This window comes from Pantoea ananatis PA13, assembly GCF_000233595.1.
Classification (GTDB): domain Bacteria; phylum Pseudomonadota; class Gammaproteobacteria; order Enterobacterales; family Enterobacteriaceae; genus Pantoea; species Pantoea ananatis.
In genome coordinates this window covers 1499211-1515359 of the sequence record NC_017554.1, presented here as the reverse complement: position 1 = coordinate 1515359, position 16149 = coordinate 1499211, and the positions used below count along the sequence as shown (strand labels likewise).

Here is a 16149-nt window from a genome sequence, read left to right as displayed (position 1 = left end):
TAATGAGCCGTTCCGTTGTTATTCTGCGCAGTTCCGGTACCCGACTGGAGGGCGCAGACGATCACCCTAACCTGCTGACGATGCTGGAAGCCAACAACCTGTGTGTTGAATTCCAGTGCCGTGAGGGCTATTGCGGCTCCTGCCGGATGCGGCTACTGAGCGGCGAAGTCGACTACGCGGAAAAGCCGCTGGCGTTTATTGAGCAGGGCGAGATCCTGCCCTGCTGCTGTAAGGCGAAGGGCGAGATCGAGCTTGAACTCTAGGCTCGCATCTCAGGCAGTTAAAAAACCGTCATTCCAACCGAATGGCGGTTTTTTTTCTGGCGCTGGCTCAGGGAATACGGGCAATCACCTTGATTTCAAAATCGAAGCCTGCCAGCCAGGTGAGATCAACAACGCCACGTCCGCAGCATAAAACCGTCAGCGCGCGCCGCTTAACGATTTGTCGACGCTTTCATAAGACAGGCTGGACGACGCCAGCCCCTTACGTTCGCTAAGGCCTAGTGCTTCACCGTTTCGATCACATCGATCCAGCCGTGCCCTGTGCTTACCTCACTGCCGTGTAGCCAGCGCCGCAGCATGTTCATCGCCATCATCGCCACCACTTTTTGCCGGGTTTCCAGATTATGACGACCGTGGTTAAACTTCACGCGTTGTCCCCAGGTCGCCTCCGGCGTGTGTAGCGCAACGGAAATCTCGCCTTCGCTCAGGTTGCCGACCGACAGGGCCAACGGCGTCTGCAGCCTCGCCGCCAGCGCCTGCGTGCGCATCACCTGTACCTCAAGGCTTTCGTCCTGCTGCGGCAGAATTTCGGTGGCGCTCAGGGGAACCTCAGCCGAAGCCAACTGCCAGTTGAGTAACCCCGCCGTGTACTGCTCGCTGATTGCGAGACGCAGGTTACGTTGATTCAGTTCTCGCGCCAACAGCGCAGGCAGCCCCTCCAACCCTTCAAAAATCGTGCATTCCGCCAGCAGTAAACGCACCTGCTGCCAGACCTGCTCCATCGCCACGCGCTGTGAGGCAGGCCCGGTGAGCTTAATTTCGATAATGGGCATTGATGAACGGTAGCCCATCAACACGTTTTCCGGCAGCGCCAGCGGCTCCAGTTCATTAGCAATATCGCTTTCACCCCGACCAAAGGTCGTCAGCCGCAGGCACAGCGGCGGCTCTGGCAGGTCAAATTTATTTTTCAGGCGGGGGATGATTTGTTGTTCAACCATCACTTTAAATTCGGAGGGTACGCCGGGGGTAAAAAACAGCCAGCAACGGTTGAGCTGCAGGGCAAATCCACAGGCGGTGCCGACCGGATTATCGAGCATTTCGGCATTGGCAGGAATTTCGGCCTGTTTGCGATTGCTGTCGGCCATCACACGTCCACGACTGGCGAACCAGACTTCCATAGTTTCAAGCCAGGCTTCCTGCATCACCAGTTCAACGCCACTCGCCATCGCAGCCGCCTGGGCGCTAAGGTCATCAGATGTGGGCCCCAGGCCGCCGTTAACGATGAGCACATCCGCTTCAAGACTACGTGCCTGTAAGGTCTCAACCAGGGACGACAGGGAATCACCTACTGTTGTACGGCTGGTCATCGGCATTCCGTGCTGAAATAACACATCAGCCAGCCAGGCCGCGTTGGTATCGACGATTTGACCGTGTAACACTTCATCGCCCGTGGACAGCATTTCGACTCTAATCACGTTCTTTCTCCTTGTGCCATTAGGTTCACTTTAGAAAGCCCCTGCGTAAAACACAATCTGTAAGGGAGATTTAGCGTCGAATAAGGCCGCGTCTGGTGAGAGGATAAGAAGGGGATAAGAAGCTATAAAGCAGGCAAGGGATGTTGAGAAAGCGCAAACGGACAGGAGTGAGCCTGCCCGTTGTACGTATTGCACTACGCGTTTAGCTTAACGGCGAGCCAGCAGCAGGCCTAAAACCAGCCCTGCCGTTGCACCAATACCGATGCCCTTCCACGGTTTCTCATGGACGTAATCGTCGGCACGGTAAGCAACCTGTTTAGCACGATAGTAGTAGCTATCGGACGCCTGACTAACACGTGACTTTACATCTTCCAGCGCTCGTTCAGCTTTGGTTTTCAGTTCGATGTATTTCTGGTCGGCCGGATCCCCTGATGACTTCAGCACTTCTTCCAGCGTTTCGGTCAGCAGTGCGATATCGTCGTCATAGCCTGTTTCAAAAGATTCAGTCTGTTTTACCATCATTTCCTCCATGTGAATTGCAAAGCACCTGGTTAACTATAGTCCCAAAACAGGGCTTTGCGTGGAACTCCGCCAGGAATTGCCTGAAAATCAGCGTGAGTAAACAAAACGACAGTGAATCTGTGTCACGCTGGACGCTACGCAAAGAAGTGTAATAGATGGCCTGCTGGCAGCGATTTCGCTTCGCTTATTTGATTTATCTGATAAATTTTCAACGAAATGAATTTTTATCTACGCCGACTGTCGTACCCAGCTGTTGCCTGTAATAATCAGGCCATGTGCATATCAATGCGCTGACACGACAGTCACAGCAAACTCGAACAGCTAAGGAATGATCTCTGGCATGAATCGCAGAATGTTTATGAAAGCGTCAATGGCCTTTTCCGCCGTAAGCGGTATGACAGGCTTATCAACGCTGTTCGCGCAATCCGCCTGGGCAGATGATGGCATTGCTGACGGAACCGCAGTACGCTTCGATTTCGATGAGTTGAAGAAGAATGCGGCCGCGCTGGCTAAAAAACCCTGGGGCGGCGCACCCGGCCCCCTTCCCCCCACGTTGGCAACCCTGACACCACAGGCATACAACGACATTCAGTATGATGCCAACCACTCTCTGTGGAACAATATTCCCAATCGCGAACTGGATGTGCAGTTCTTCCACGTAGGCATGGGATTTAAACGCCGCATCCGCATGTTCTCTGTGGACAGCGCCAGTCGTGAAGCACGCGAAATTCATTTTCGTCCTGAGTTGTTTAACTACAACGATGCCAAAGTCGATACCAAACAACTGCAGGGTAAAACGGATCTTGGCTTTGCCGGTTTCCGCGCCTTCAAAAAACCTGAGCTGGCCCGCCGCGACATTGTCTCGTTTCTGGGTGCCAGCTATTTCCGCGCGGTCGATGACACTTATCAGTACGGCCTGTCCGCGCGTGGCGTGGCCATCAACACCTTCAGCAACGGTCAGGAAGAGTTTCCAGACTTTACGGCCTTCTGGTTTGAAACGCCGAAAGCGGAAGACACCACCTTTACCTGCTATGCCTTACTGGACGGCGCCAGCATCACCGGGGCCTATAAGTTTGTCATTCACTGCGAAGCAGAACGCGTGGTCATGGAGATTGAGAATCATCTGTTTGCCCGCAAGGATATTCGTCAGTTAGGCATCTCGCCGATGACCAGTATGTTCAGCTGCGGCACCAACGAACGCCGGATGTGTAACACCTATCATCCGCAGATTCATGACTCCGATCGCCTGGCGATGTGGAGCGGCAAAGGTGAATGGATTGCCCGGCCGTTAAATAATCCTCAGCGCCTGCAGTTCAACGCCTACGAAGACGAAAACCCGCGCGGCTTTGGCCTGCTCCAGCTAGACCATGACTTTGAGAACTATCAGGACGTGATTGGCTGGTATAACAAACGCCCAAGCCTGTGGGTGGAACCGGTAGGCAAATGGGGCAAAGGCGCTATTAACCTGATGGAAATTCCAACCACCGGCGAAACGCTTGATAACATCGTCTGCTTCTGGCAGCCCGCAGAGCCGATCAAAGCCGGTAGCGAATACAGTTTTGCCTACAAGCTTTACTGGAGCGCCCTGCCGCCCGTTCAGAGCGATCTGGCCCGCGTAGATGCGACCCGCACCGGCATTGGTGGTTTCCCCGAAGGCTGGGCGCCGGGCGAGCACTTCCCGGATGTCTGGTGCCGCCGTTTCGCTGTGGACTTTATCGGCGGCGACTTGCAGGCAGCCGCACCGAAAGGCATTGAACCGGTGATTACGGTTTCCTCAGGCACCTTTAAACAGGTAGAGATCCTGTATGTCGAACCGATAAAAGGTTACCGCATCCTGTTCGACTGGTATCCCAACAGCGACAGCGTACAGCCCGTCGAGATGCGCCTGTTCCTGCGCACCAAAGACGAAACCCTGAGTGAGACCTGGCTCTATCAGTATGTGCCACCGCCGCCGGACCAGCGTAAATACGTTGACGATCGCCAGATGACCGTAAGCTAACGCTTCCCTCTCACGTGAAATGCATCTCAGGCCAACCGCCGGGATGCATTTTTTTTGCCCCACAGGGCATCTGAGCCGTTAGCGGCGCTTTACTGCCCTGCTCTGCGCATATCGATATGGGGAATACCGTCCTCAAGATAGCTGTCGCTGACCGTGATAAAGCCATGTCGCTGGTAGAACGCCTCAAGATGCGCCTGAGCAGAGAGAAACTGTGAATGCCCCGGCCAGTGCTGCTCACAACTGGCGATTGCCTGTGTCATCAGCTGGTTGCCTAAGTTCAGGCCACGAGCCTTACTAGATATGAGCACGCGTCCGATTTTCACCTCTGCGCCCGCGCGATCGGGTGACAATATGCGCGCGTAGGCCAGCAGATCCCCCTGCGCCATGCCGAGAATGTGACGATTCTCGCCCTGCAAATCCAGGCCATCGACGTCCAGATAGGCGCACTGCTGCTCCACGACGAATACCTCACAGCGTAAAGCCAGCGCCGCGTAGAGCTGCGGAACGCTTAAGGCTTGATGCTGAAGATCCAGCCAACTGATATGCATGTCTTATCCTTACTAAAATGGGCCGCCTGCCCGGGAGGCATCACATCACTTTACCGCGCCGGCCTTTCTGCAGCCAGTGAAGATAATGTTGAGGCCAGGCCATGGTCGGCGTGCCGGGTTTTCCCATACCAAAGCCATGCCCGCCCGTGAGATAGCGCACCAGCTCGACGTCAACCTGATGCTGTTGGCAGGCGCTGGCCATGATCAGGGTGTTATGGGGATCGGAAACCGGATCGTCTTCGGCCTGGACCAGAAAAAAGGGAGGCGATGTCGATGACACATAATTCTGAACCGACCAGGCTGCGTCCTCTGCCGCCGTTGCATGCGTTCCCACCAACATACGGTGCGTTGCGGTGTGCGTATAGGGCGCCTCCAGGGTGATCACCGGATAGATCAGCGCCGCCCCGTCAGCATAAGCTGGCGCACTGTCCAACGCATCAAGGGCAGCATAGCTTTGAAAGTCATGGCGCGTCACAGCCATTCCGAGTAAATGCCCACCCGCGGAAAAACCCAGCACCGAGAGCCGCTTTGCCTGCGGCCGTAACAGCCGCAGCGCGCGCTGGGCGTCCTGCAGCGCGACTATGTTGCCCGCTGCCCAGCCCTCGCCGGGAAGCCGGTAGCGCAGAATCGCCGCCGTATAGCCGCGTGCCGTTAACCAGCGTGCCGCAGGCCAGGCTTCTTTCGCCATTTCTATCCGTTTGTACCCCCCGCCGCCGGCTATCAGAACAACATGGCCGTTGGGCATGTTCGGTTTGATCACTGTCAGCGTCGGCACCGCGATATTGCGCTGTGCGCCCGAAGATGAAGTCTTAACGGCACCGACAGGGCCGCCGCCGCCGGGTGGCGTGCCAGGCCAGAGCGGAATCACCGTGTGTGAGATTTCCGGCTGGGATGCCCGCGACAGCCTGCTCTTTGCGACTATCAGCGCAGCGGTGAAGCCTAATAAAAAATGACGGCGCTCCATAGGCCATGCTCCTGTTACAAGCCAGAGGACATTGCAGCAGAAAAATAGGGAGACAGAATGAAGATGACGCATTTTTTTAGGGCAGCAGAAACCCTTACGTCGTCACCGGTCGTGCGGTTAAGTCGCTGCGTGGTGCAGTAGGCAGATTTCAGACAAAAAAATCAGGCCCGAGGGCCTGATTCAGTATGACAATCGACGATTACATCAGGGGCTGAGCCATCTGTACCAGTCTGATTAACGGCTGCGGATAAACACCTAACAGCAGTACCAGAATCGCTGAAATCAGTACCACCACGCCGCCCGCGGTGAAGGCCCAGTTATCAGGCGTATCACGGTTAAGCAGTTCTGGTGGGCTCAGGTACAGGCTCACGGTCACGCGCAGATAGTAGTACAGGCCGATAGCACTCCCCACCACCACCGCACCGGTCAACCACCACAGGTGCGCACTCACGCCAGAGGCAATCACGTAGAACTTACCGATAAAGCCCAGCGTCATTGGAATACCGGCCAGCGACAGCATCATCACCGTCATCACCGCAGACAGAACCGGACGACGCCAGAACAGACCGCGATACGAGTAAAGTGAATCCGCATCCGGACCGCGATAAGGGCTCGACATCAGGCTCACGACACCAAAGGCACCCAGGCTGCTGAACAGGTAACCGGCCAGGTAAACCCCAGAGGTTTCCAGCGACAGCTGATGATCTTTCACCGCAATCAGCGCCACCAGCAAATAACCCAGATGCGCGATGGAGGAGTAACCCAAGAGGCGCTTAATGTTGCTCTGCGAGATCGCCATCAGGTTACCGAACAGGATGGAAACGAAGGCGATGATACCCAATACCGTTCGCACCGCTTCGCTGTCGGTCACCGGCGCATACATGAACAAGCGCATGACGACACCGAAGATGGCGATTTTACTGGCCGTGGCCAGGAACGTTGATACCGGAGCCGGTGCCCCCTGATACACGTCTGGCGTCCACAGGTGGAACGGCACCAGCGACAGCTTAAAGCCCAGACCAATAATCAGCATTCCCAGGCCCACCAGCAACAGTGGCGCCTGAATCATGCTGTCAGTCAGGCTTTTGCCCAGGCTGACGAAGCCCAGGTTGCCAGAGTCAGCGTAAATCAGCGCAATACCAAACAGCAGGAAGGACGATGCCGCCGCCGACAGGATAGTGTATTTCAGGGCCGCTTCCAGCGAACGTTTCTGACGGAACGCGTAACCAATCAAACCAAACAGCGGCAGTGACAGCAGTTCAATTCCGATAAACAGCGATGCCAGGTGGTTAGACGCTGACAGCACGATACCGCCCAGTGCGGCAATCAGGACCAACAGATAAAACTCGTCCTTGTTATCCGGGAAAGTCGCCAGCCATGGATAGGCAAACGTACAGGTTGCCAGGCTGGCCAGCATCACCAGTGCGGTATAGAACATCGAGTAAGCATCAACGCGCAGCAGCGGCGTGACGTCCATCGCCCCGACCTGGCCCACAAAATACAGCGACAGCAGAGCCAGGTTCAGGCCAACCACTGTTAGCGTGGCGTTAACAAAGTGGTTGCGTCGCCAGGCAATGGACAGCATCACAACCACCACCGTCAATCCGACGATTAACAGCGGCAGCAACGCGATCAATTGTTGAGGAGTTATTGTCATGGCGAATTACGGCCTTGTAGTTGAAATTGAAGCGGTAAACCACTGCTGAATATTGCTCATTGCAGCATGTGAGGTATCCAGAATCGGCTGGGGATAAATACCCAACAGCACCAGCAGAACCACGAGCACGCCAATGGTCAGGAATTCACGTGCCGACATTCCCGGCAGTGGATCTTTAGATTTCGCTTCGCCGTAGTAGGCACGCTGCATCATGACCAGCGAATAAACCGAAGCGAAAACCAGACCAAAGGTCGCAATCACAATAATGACAGGAACGACCTGGAAGCTGCCGGTGAGGATCATAAACTCACCCACGAAGTTACCGGTGCCCGGCATCCCCAGGTTGGCGACAGCAAAGAACAGTGATAAACCCGGAATCCATTTGATGCGCGACCACAGACCGCCCATCTGACGCATATCACGCGTGTGCAGGCGCTCATACAGCTGACCACACAGGATAAACAGGGCCGCCGCAGACAGGCCGTGCGCAATCATCTGTATCACCGCGCCCTGAATGGCCAGTTGGCTGCCGGTGTAAATCGCAATCAGCACAAAGCCCATGTGGGAAATCGAGGTGTAGGCAATCAGGCGTTTAATATCCGTCTGCGAGAACGCCATCCAGGCGCCGTAGAAGATACCGATGATACCTAACCACATCGCGATAGGGGCAAACTCAGCGGATGCATTGGGGAACAGCGGCAGGCTGAAACGCAGCAAACCATAGGCCGCAGTTTTCAGCAAAATACCCGCCAGGTCCACAGAACCTGCTGTCGGCGCCTGACTGTGCGCATCGGGTAACCAGCCGTGAAGCGGCACCACCGGCATTTTCACCGCAAACGCGATAAAGAAGCCCAGCATCAGCAGATATTCGACGGTGTGCGACATGGGCGTTTTCAGCAACTGCTCGTAGTTGAACGTCCAGACGCCGGTCGCGTTGTAGTGGACAAACACCAGCGCCAGAATCGCAATTAACATCACCAGACCTGATGCCTGGGTATAGATAAAGAATTTGGTGGCCGCGGTGATACGGGTTTTCCCGTCCGAGGCTTTATGTCCCCACAGTGCGATGAGGAAGTACATCGGCACCAGCATCATTTCCCAGAAGAAGAAGAACAGGAACATGTCGATGGCAAGGAACACACCGATAACGCCGCCCAGAATCCACATCAGGTTAAGATGGAAGAATCCCTGATACTTCTCGATCTCGTTCCACGAACACAGCACGGCCATCAAACCGAGCAGCCCGGTCAGCACCACCATTAATAGCGAAAGGCCATCAAGCGCTAAATGGAAATTAATGCCGAAACGGGGGATCCAGGGTACTGAGAAGCTCGATTGCCACTGCGGAATACCCGCTGCCTGCGTCAGTGAATAGCCTCCCTGCAACCACAGCTGCAGTGAAAGCGCCAACGTCAGCCCCATGGTGATCAGTGCAATCCAGCGTGGCACTTTCGCGCCGAAGCGCTCGGCGAGCCAGCAGATAAAACCACCGAAGAAGGGTATGAAAATTAGCCAAGGTAATAACACGGCATACTTCCCTTTTATGGCCTTTTATGAGCTATCTTACTTACCATTTTCATTCCCGGCAGTGCTCGCAATCCTCACGTACTTCAGTACGCTCCGGTTGCTGTGCGCTGGCGGTAATGAAACTGGCTGCGACGATTGCGCTCATTACTCGGTTATTTGGACATTCTTAACTGGGGTAAGCGAACTCACCCCGCTCATCAATCTTTAAATTACCAGCAACAGGGCCAGAACCACGACGGCACCCACGCTCATCGACGCCACGTACCAGCGCAGATAACCGTTTTCACTGACCACCAGACCTTTATTGGCGATACGTGAAAGCAACGCAGGGAGGTTCATCAGGCCGTTGAGCGGATCGCGTTTTAACAGCCACGCAATGCCCAGGTACGGTTTGACAAACACCTTGTCGTAGAGCCAGTCGAAGCCCCAGGCAGCGAACCACCAGGTGCCGAAGAAGCGACCCGGTGCACTGTTGGCAATACGGGTCACCAGCTGACGTTTGCCCAGCCAAAGTGCGGCTGCAATCACGATGCCGGAAACCGCGACCAGACCCGATGCAATCTCCAGCGTCACTTTACCGTTTTCGCCAAACTCATTCGCCGGCAAAACGCCCGCCAGTGGTGGGGTAATCAGTGCGCCAACGAAGGTAGAAAGCACCAGCAGCACCAGCAGCGGCAGATGATGGGTAATGCCTTTACCCGCATGAGCATGAATCTTTTCTTCACCGTGGAACACGATGAAGATCATGCGGAAGGTATAAATTGAGGTCAGGAACGCACCCACCAGGCCCGCTACCATCAGGTTAAGATGACCGTTCGCCAGCGCACCAAACAGGATTTCATCTTTACTGTAGAAACCGGCGGTAATCAGTGGCAGTGCCGCCAGCGCGGCGCCGCCCACCAGGAAGCAGGTGTAAACCAGCGGGATGCTCTTACGCAGTCCGCCCATCTTAAAGATGTTCTGCTCGTGGTGGCAGGCCAGAATAACCGAACCTGAAGACAGGAACAGCAAGGCTTTAAAGAAGGCGTGGGTCATCAGGTGGAAAATCGCGGCATCCCACGCCTGTACGCCCAGCGCCAGGAACATGTAGCCAATCTGGCTCATGGTGGAGTAAGCGAGAACGCGTTTGATGTCCGTCTGAACCAGGGCAGCAAAGCCTGCCAGCACCAGGGTAATGGCACCGATAATGCCGACCAGATGCAGCACCTCAGGCGTCAGCAGGAACAGGCCATGCGTGCGGGCAATCAGGTAAACCCCTGCCGTTACCATGGTCGCGGCGTGAATCAGTGCCGATACCGGTGTCGGGCCTGCCATTGCATCGGCCAGCCAGGTCTGTAAGGGCAACTGGGCCGATTTACCGACCGCACCGCCTAACAGCATCAGGGTAGCCCACTGCAGCATGTGATTGTCCGCCGCAAAGTGTGCCGGTGCCAGCTCAACCATCTCGCGGAAGTTGAGCGTACCCAGTTCGTTGTAAAGGATGAACAGCGCAAAGGCCAGAAACACATCGCCGACGCGGGTGATGATAAAGGCTTTCATCGCCGCTTTGCCGTTTTCCGGATTGCTGTAGTAGAAGCCAATCAGGAGGTAAGAACACAGCCCAACCCCTTCCCAGCCCAGATACATCAGCATCAGGTTATCCGCCAGCACCAGAACCACCATGCTGGCGATAAACAGGTTGGTATAGGCGAAGAAGCGTGAATAGCCCTCTTCTCCGCGCATATACCAGGAGGCGAACATATGGATCAGGAAACCGACGCCGGTAACCACCGACAGCATGGTAAGCGAAAGGCCATCCAGAGTCAGATTGACCTGAATGTTAAAATTGCCCACGTGAATCCAGGTCCACAGCGCCTGGGTGAATACCTGCTGCCCGTTAGCAAAGAAGTCAACGCCAACATACAGGGTAGTCAGTGCGGCTAACCCCACTGATCCCATTCCGACCGTCGCCGACAGATTCTCTGACCAGCGACCACGGGAAAACGCTAACAGCAAAAAGCCGATCAGCGGAAACAAGACAGTTAAATAGAGAAGGTTCATCCGCGCATCTCGCTCACAATATCAATGTTCAGCGTCTGACGACGACGATAGAGCTGAAGCAGCAGGGCCAGACCGATACTGGCTTCCGCTGCGGCGAGGCTGATTGCCAGAATATACATCACCTGACCATCGGCCTGTCCCCAGTAGCTGCCCGCAACGACCAGCGCCAGCGCCGCGGCGTTGATCATAATTTCAAGGCTGATCAGCATAAACAGCAGGTTGCGGCGCAGTACCAGCGAGGTCAGGCCAAGAACGAACAGCACCGCGGCCAAAATCAATCCATGTTGTAACGGGATCATGCTTGCTCCTTATTCGCCTGCGCGGCATCGTTTGAACGGTTGCTCAGGACTTCACCCTGGCGCTCTTCACGTCCCAGATGGAAGGCAACAACCAGACCGGCCAACAGCAGCATTGATGCCAGTTCAACCGCCAGGACATACGGGCCAAACAGGCTAATACCGACCGCTTTCGCGTCGATGATTTTACCGTCAATGCCCTGATCCTGTGCCGTCATGATGGCGTAAATCATGACCGCCAGTAGCAGAAAGGACACCAGACCGGGACCGATCCACAGGGACGGGCTGAGCCATTCGCGTTCCTGTTTCTCCGTGGCCTTGCCCAGGTTGAGCATCATCACGACGAACACGAACAGCACCATGATGGCACCGGCATACACGATGATTTCCAGCGCACCGGCAAAGTAGGCACCCAGGGAGAAAAAGACACCCGCCACCGATAACAGCGAAACGATCAGGTACAGCAACGCATGTACCGGATTAGTGTGGGTAATGACGCGTAACGTCGTCACCACCGCCACCAGTCCGCAAAGATAAAACGCAAATTCCATGCCTTGCTCCTTAAGGTAATAAGCCTTTGACGTCGATGGGTTTCGCTTCATTTTCAGCGTCACCTTTATCTTTACCGTCAATCGCCATACCTGCCATGCGGTAGAAGTTGTACTCCGGATATTTACCCGGCCCCGAGATCAACAGATCGTCTTTTTCATACACCAGATCCTGACGCTTGAACTCGCCCAGCTCGAAATCCGGCGTCAGCTGGATAGCGGTGGTTGGGCAGGCCTCTTCGCACAGGCCGCAGAAAATGCAGCGTGAGAAGTTAATACGGAAGAACTCTGGATACCAGCGACCGTCTTTGGTTTCGGCCTTTTGCAGTGAAATACAGCCTACCGGACAGGCTACTGCACACAGGTTACAGGCAACGCAACGCTCTGCCCCATCGGGATCGCGCGTCAAAACGATACGACCACGATAGCGCGGTGGCAGGTAGACTGGCTCTTCCGGATACATCTGGGTTTCGCGTTTCGCGAAGGCGTGCATGCCTATCATCCAGATACTGCGAACTGTCGTGCCGAAGCCTACGACAATATCTTTTAATGTCATTTGTTTACCCCTTACTGCGCTGTGTACAGAATCACTGCGGCGGTCGCCAGCAGGTTCAACAGCGTCAACGGCAGACACACTTTCCAGCCGAACGACAGCACCTGGTCATAGCGTGGACGCGGAAGCGCAGCACGAATCAGGATGAACATCATCATAAAGAACGCCGTTTTCAGGGCGAACCAGATGAAAGGCGGCAGGAAAGGCCCGTGCCAGCCCCCGAAGAACAGCGTCACAATCAGTGCTGAGACGGTGGTAATCGCGACGTATTCGCCCACAAAGAACAGGCCGAATTTCATCCCGGCATATTCAATGTGGTAACCGTCGGCCAGCTCTTGCTCAGCTTCTGGCTGGTCAAAAGGATGACGGTGACAGACCGCGACGCCCGCAATACAGAAGGTCAGAAAACCGAAGAACTGCGGGATGATGTTCCACAGGTGCGTCTGGCTGTTGACGATATCGGTCATGTTGAACGATCCCGCCTGCGCCACTACGCCCATTAGCGACAGTCCCAGAAACACTTCGTAACTCAGCGTCTGCGCAGAGGCGCGCATGGCACCTAAAAGCGAGTATTTGTTATTACTCGCCCAGCCGGCAAACAGTACGGCATAGACCGCCAGGCCCGCCATCATCAGGAAGAACAGCAGCCCGATGTTCAGGTCGGTGACGACCCAGGTCGGCGAAACCGGCACGATGGCAAATGCCAGCAGCAGTGACACAAAGGCGATGACCGGCGCCAGGGTAAAGATAAAGCGGTCGGTGAACGGGGGAACCCAGTCCTCTTTAAAGAACATCTTGATCATGTCAGCAACCAGCTGCAAGGATCCGCCCCAGCCCACGCGGTTCGGTCCATAGCGGTTCTGGAACAGGCCGAGCAGACGACGCTCGGCGAAGCTCATAAACGCACCGCAGCCCACCACGACCAGCAGAATCACCAGCGCTTTACCCACGGCGATCAGAATGTCGATAACACCTGGAGTTAACCAGCTCATTGCGCCGCCTCCTGCAGAGAATCAATTTTTGCATTCGCCAGGAATGGCGGTACGCCCGGCAGACCGAGTGGAAGCCCCACCTGCCCTGCCTGCAGCGACGCGGAGAAACGCACAGGCAAGCGTACGGTTTCACCGGCACAGGTTAATTCCACAGACGCGCCACTGTTCACGCCCAGCTTAGCCGCATCCTCCGGGTTCAGGACCAGAGTGGGTGCCGACATACGCTGTTGGATAACCGGCGCGCGCTGCGTCATCTCTTCACTACCGAATAGCTGATAGTAAGGCGCGACGCGGAACTGACCGTTAGTGGTATACGCGCCAGGTACGCTGCTGAACCAGGCTAACTGTGCGTCGCTGGCTTCGAACAGACGCACGCCGGGATCGCCGTGACGCAGTTTACCGCCCACTTCATCCTGGAATTTGTTCCATGCCTGAGGTGAGTTCCAGCCTGGCGCCCAGGCAAAGGGGATCTGCGAACGCGGTGCGTTCGGCTGGTTGTTCCCTTCCATTGAGAAGGCAAACATCGTGTCCTGATCCTGCGGCTGACGCGGCTCGTGCACGCTGATGTTGGCGCGCGCGGCGGTACGGCCACTGGCACGATGCGGTGAACGCGCCAGTTTCTGACCACGGATACGGAAGCTGGCATCCGGTGCCGCCTCTTTAATGCCCTTCAGCTGTGGCAGACTGGCAACCACGGCATCAATGACGTGATCCAGCTGCGTCCAGTCAACGTGGCGGCTTTCCAGCGCGCTGTGCAGCGAATGCAACCAGCGCCAGCTTTCCAGCATCACGATGCTGTTGTCATAATAGGCAGGATCGTACACCTGGAAGAAACGCTGTGCGCGCCCTTCGTGGTTGATTGAGGTGCCATCGCTTTCCGCGAAGCTGGCCGCGGACAAAACCAGTCCGGCTTTCTCCAGCGTGGCGGTGCGTTGATGATCAACGACGATCACGTTAGCGGCTTGATTCAGCGCCGCATCCACCTGCGCTTTTGGCGCATGGCGATAGAGATCGTTTTCCAGTACCACGACCGCATCGGCTTCGCCGCTTTGCAGTTGTTCTAGCGCCTGGTCCAGGGTGTTTCCGCCCATCAGGCCCAGCCCCATGCTGTTCGCATGGCCTGCCAGTAAGGTGATACCGACGTCTGCGCCGCGCGCTTTCAGCGCTTTCGCCACGTTCGCGGCCGCTTCAATCATGGCAGTGCTGCCTGAGTGAACACCGGAAACGATCAGCGGTTTTTTAGCGCCGGCCAGCGCCTGCACGACGACATCCAGCTTGCCGTTCAGCGCAGCGTCGAAATCGCTTACGGCCGGGGCGCTTTCGTCCAGCGCATTGGCGATGGCAAATCCAAGACGTGCCTGATCTTCCACTGGGGCACGATAGCTCCACGCGGCAATATCATCGAGACGCGTTTCATCGACGTTGGTGACAAAGAGCGGATGCTTAGCGTGCTGACCGATATTCATGATGGCCGCGATTTGCCAGTCTGCGACTTTCTGCGCAGCGGCCATTTCACGGGCCTTACCTTTCACCGCCTGGCGCACAGACAGGGCCACGCGCGCGCCAACCTGGGTCAAATCTTCCCCCAGCACCAGCACTGCATCGTAGCTTTCAATTTCACGCAGCGATGGCGTATAAATTCCGCCGTCACGCAGCACTTTTAACAACAGTTCAAGGCGTTCCTGCTCACCGGCAGGCATACCGGTAGAGAAGTTTTCGGCCCCGACCAGTTCACGCAGCGCAAAGTTGCTCTCGACGCTGGCACGTGGCGAGCCGATACCAATCACGCGTTTCGCCTGGCGCAGCACGTCTGCCCCGACGTTCACCGCCTGCTCCGCATTCAGCGTCACGCGATCGCTGCCGCGCAGCTGTACCGGATGGTGAGGGCGGTCCTTCAGGTTGACGTAACCGTAACCAAAGCGACCACGGTCACACAGGAAGTAGTGGTTAACGCTGCCATTGTAACGGTTTTCGATGCGGCGCAGCTCGCCATAGCGCTCACCCGGACTGGTGTTACAGCCCACGCTGCACTGCTGACAGATGCTGGGCGCGAACTGCATATCCCATTTACGGTTATAGCGTTCAGAGTGGGTTTTATCGGTAAATACGCCGGTTGGGCAGATTTCAACCAGGTTGCCGGAAAACTCGCTTTCCAGCGTGCCGTCTTCCGGGCGGCCGAAGTAAACGTTGTCATGCGCGCCATAAACGCCCAGATCGGTACCGTCAGCATAATCTTTGTAATACCGCACACAGCGGTAGCAGGCGATACAGCGGTTCATCTCATGCGAAATGAACGGGCCAAGGTCCTGATTACGGTGGGTGCGTTTGGTGAAGCGATAGCGGCGGAAGCTGTGGCCGGTCATTACCGTCATATCTTGCAGATGACAGTTACCGCCCTCTTCGCATACCGGACAGTCGTGCGGGTGGTTGGTCATTAACCACTCAACCACGCTTTCACGGAACTCTTTCGCTTCGCCATCATCAATAGAGATGAAGGTGCCGTCAGACGCCGGCGTCATACAGGACATGACAAGGCGGCCGCGAGTATCTTCAGCGTTCTGGAATTGCTTTACCGCACACTGGCGGCAGGCACCCACGCTTCCCAGCGCCGGATGCCAGCAAAAATAAGGAATATCAAGGCCCAGAGACAGACATGCCTGTAGCAGGTTGTCCGCTCCGTTCACATCATATTCTTTACCGTCTACATGGATTGTAGCCATAGTGACATGCTTCCGTAAGGCTCGTCATAAACGAGCGTTAATCAAATTCTTGTTCCTGCACACTGCAGCAGGAACGGCGGCACAGGG

Annotated in this window: 14 protein-coding genes; 2 read left to right on the top strand and 12 right to left on the bottom strand. The window is 55.8% G+C overall.

Annotation, left to right across the window (positions count from 1 at the left end; genetic code table 11):
• Positions 1 to 2 precede the first annotated feature (2 nt).
• Complete coding sequence (gene yfaE / locus PAGR_RS07265) at positions 3 to 263, top strand: class I ribonucleotide reductase maintenance protein YfaE (protein WP_014605383.1); 261 nt, start codon at positions 3 to 5, stop codon at positions 261 to 263.
• 236 nt (positions 264 to 499) lie between these two features.
• On the opposite strand, the gene PAGR_RS07255 is transcribed toward yfaE, so the two are convergent.
• Positions 500 to 1696, bottom strand: coding sequence for a nicotinamide mononucleotide deamidase-related protein YfaY (locus PAGR_RS07255; RefSeq protein WP_013026498.1), 1197 nt, complete (start codon positions 1694 to 1696; stop codon positions 500 to 502).
• Between the two features lie 207 nt (positions 1697 to 1903).
• Positions 1904 to 2215: a stress response protein ElaB gene (elaB, locus tag PAGR_RS07250; RefSeq protein ID WP_015699853.1), complete on the bottom strand. Its 312-nt coding sequence runs from the start codon at positions 2213 to 2215 to the stop codon at positions 1904 to 1906.
• Positions 2216 to 2558: 343 nt separating this feature from the next.
• On the opposite strand from elaB, the gene PAGR_RS07245 reads away from it, so the two are divergent.
• Positions 2559 to 4217 (top strand): glucan biosynthesis protein D, encoded by a 1659-nt coding sequence (locus PAGR_RS07245; RefSeq protein WP_014605382.1) that lies wholly within the window; start codon positions 2559 to 2561, stop codon positions 4215 to 4217.
• 89 nt (positions 4218 to 4306) lie between these two features.
• Here the strand turns inward: PAGR_RS07245 and PAGR_RS07240 are convergent, their stop codons facing one another.
• From PAGR_RS07240 to nuoG, 10 genes are all read right to left on the bottom strand, one after another.
• A complete protein-coding gene (locus PAGR_RS07240; protein WP_013026501.1) occupies positions 4307 to 4765 on the bottom strand; it encodes a GNAT family N-acetyltransferase in 459 nt (152 codons plus the stop codon).
• A gap of 40 nt (positions 4766 to 4805) precedes the next feature.
• Positions 4806 to 5729, bottom strand: a complete 924-nt coding sequence (locus PAGR_RS07235) for an alpha/beta hydrolase (RefSeq protein ID WP_014605381.1) — start codon at positions 5727 to 5729, stop codon at positions 4806 to 4808.
• 199 nt (positions 5730 to 5928) lie between these two features.
• The gene (gene nuoN / locus PAGR_RS07230; protein ID WP_013026503.1) at positions 5929 to 7386 is read right to left on the bottom strand and encodes an NADH-quinone oxidoreductase subunit NuoN; all 1458 of its coding nucleotides are present in this window, start codon (positions 7384 to 7386) and stop codon (positions 5929 to 5931) included.
• A gap of 6 nt (positions 7387 to 7392) precedes the next feature.
• Positions 7393 to 8913: an NADH-quinone oxidoreductase subunit M gene (nuoM, locus tag PAGR_RS07225; RefSeq protein ID WP_013026504.1), complete on the bottom strand. Its 1521-nt coding sequence runs from the start codon at positions 8911 to 8913 to the stop codon at positions 7393 to 7395.
• Positions 8914 to 9117: 204 nt separating this feature from the next.
• Positions 9118 to 10953 (bottom strand): NADH-quinone oxidoreductase subunit L, encoded by a 1836-nt coding sequence (gene nuoL, locus PAGR_RS07220; protein ID WP_013026505.1) that lies wholly within the window; start codon positions 10951 to 10953, stop codon positions 9118 to 9120.
• Positions 10950 to 11252 (bottom strand): NADH-quinone oxidoreductase subunit NuoK, encoded by a 303-nt coding sequence (gene nuoK / locus PAGR_RS07215; RefSeq protein WP_013026506.1) that lies wholly within the window; start codon positions 11250 to 11252, stop codon positions 10950 to 10952. Before nuoK ends, nuoL begins: the two co-directional genes overlap by 4 nt.
• Entirely contained in the window at positions 11249 to 11800 is a 552-nt protein-coding gene (nuoJ, locus tag PAGR_RS07210) for an NADH-quinone oxidoreductase subunit J (protein ID WP_014605380.1), read from the bottom strand. Before nuoJ ends, nuoK begins: the two co-directional genes overlap by 4 nt.
• Positions 11801 to 11810: 10 nt before the next feature.
• Complete coding sequence (gene nuoI / locus PAGR_RS07205) at positions 11811 to 12353, bottom strand: NADH-quinone oxidoreductase subunit NuoI (protein WP_013026508.1); 543 nt, start codon at positions 12351 to 12353, stop codon at positions 11811 to 11813.
• Between the two features lie 11 nt (positions 12354 to 12364).
• A complete protein-coding gene (gene nuoH / locus PAGR_RS07200; RefSeq protein WP_013026509.1) occupies positions 12365 to 13342 on the bottom strand; it encodes an NADH-quinone oxidoreductase subunit NuoH in 978 nt (325 codons plus the stop codon).
• The gene (nuoG, locus tag PAGR_RS07195; RefSeq protein WP_014605379.1) at positions 13339 to 16062 is read right to left on the bottom strand and encodes an NADH-quinone oxidoreductase subunit NuoG; all 2724 of its coding nucleotides are present in this window, start codon (positions 16060 to 16062) and stop codon (positions 13339 to 13341) included. The genes nuoH and nuoG overlap by 4 nt, the downstream gene beginning before the upstream one ends.
• Positions 16063 to 16149: the final 87 nt, after the last annotated feature.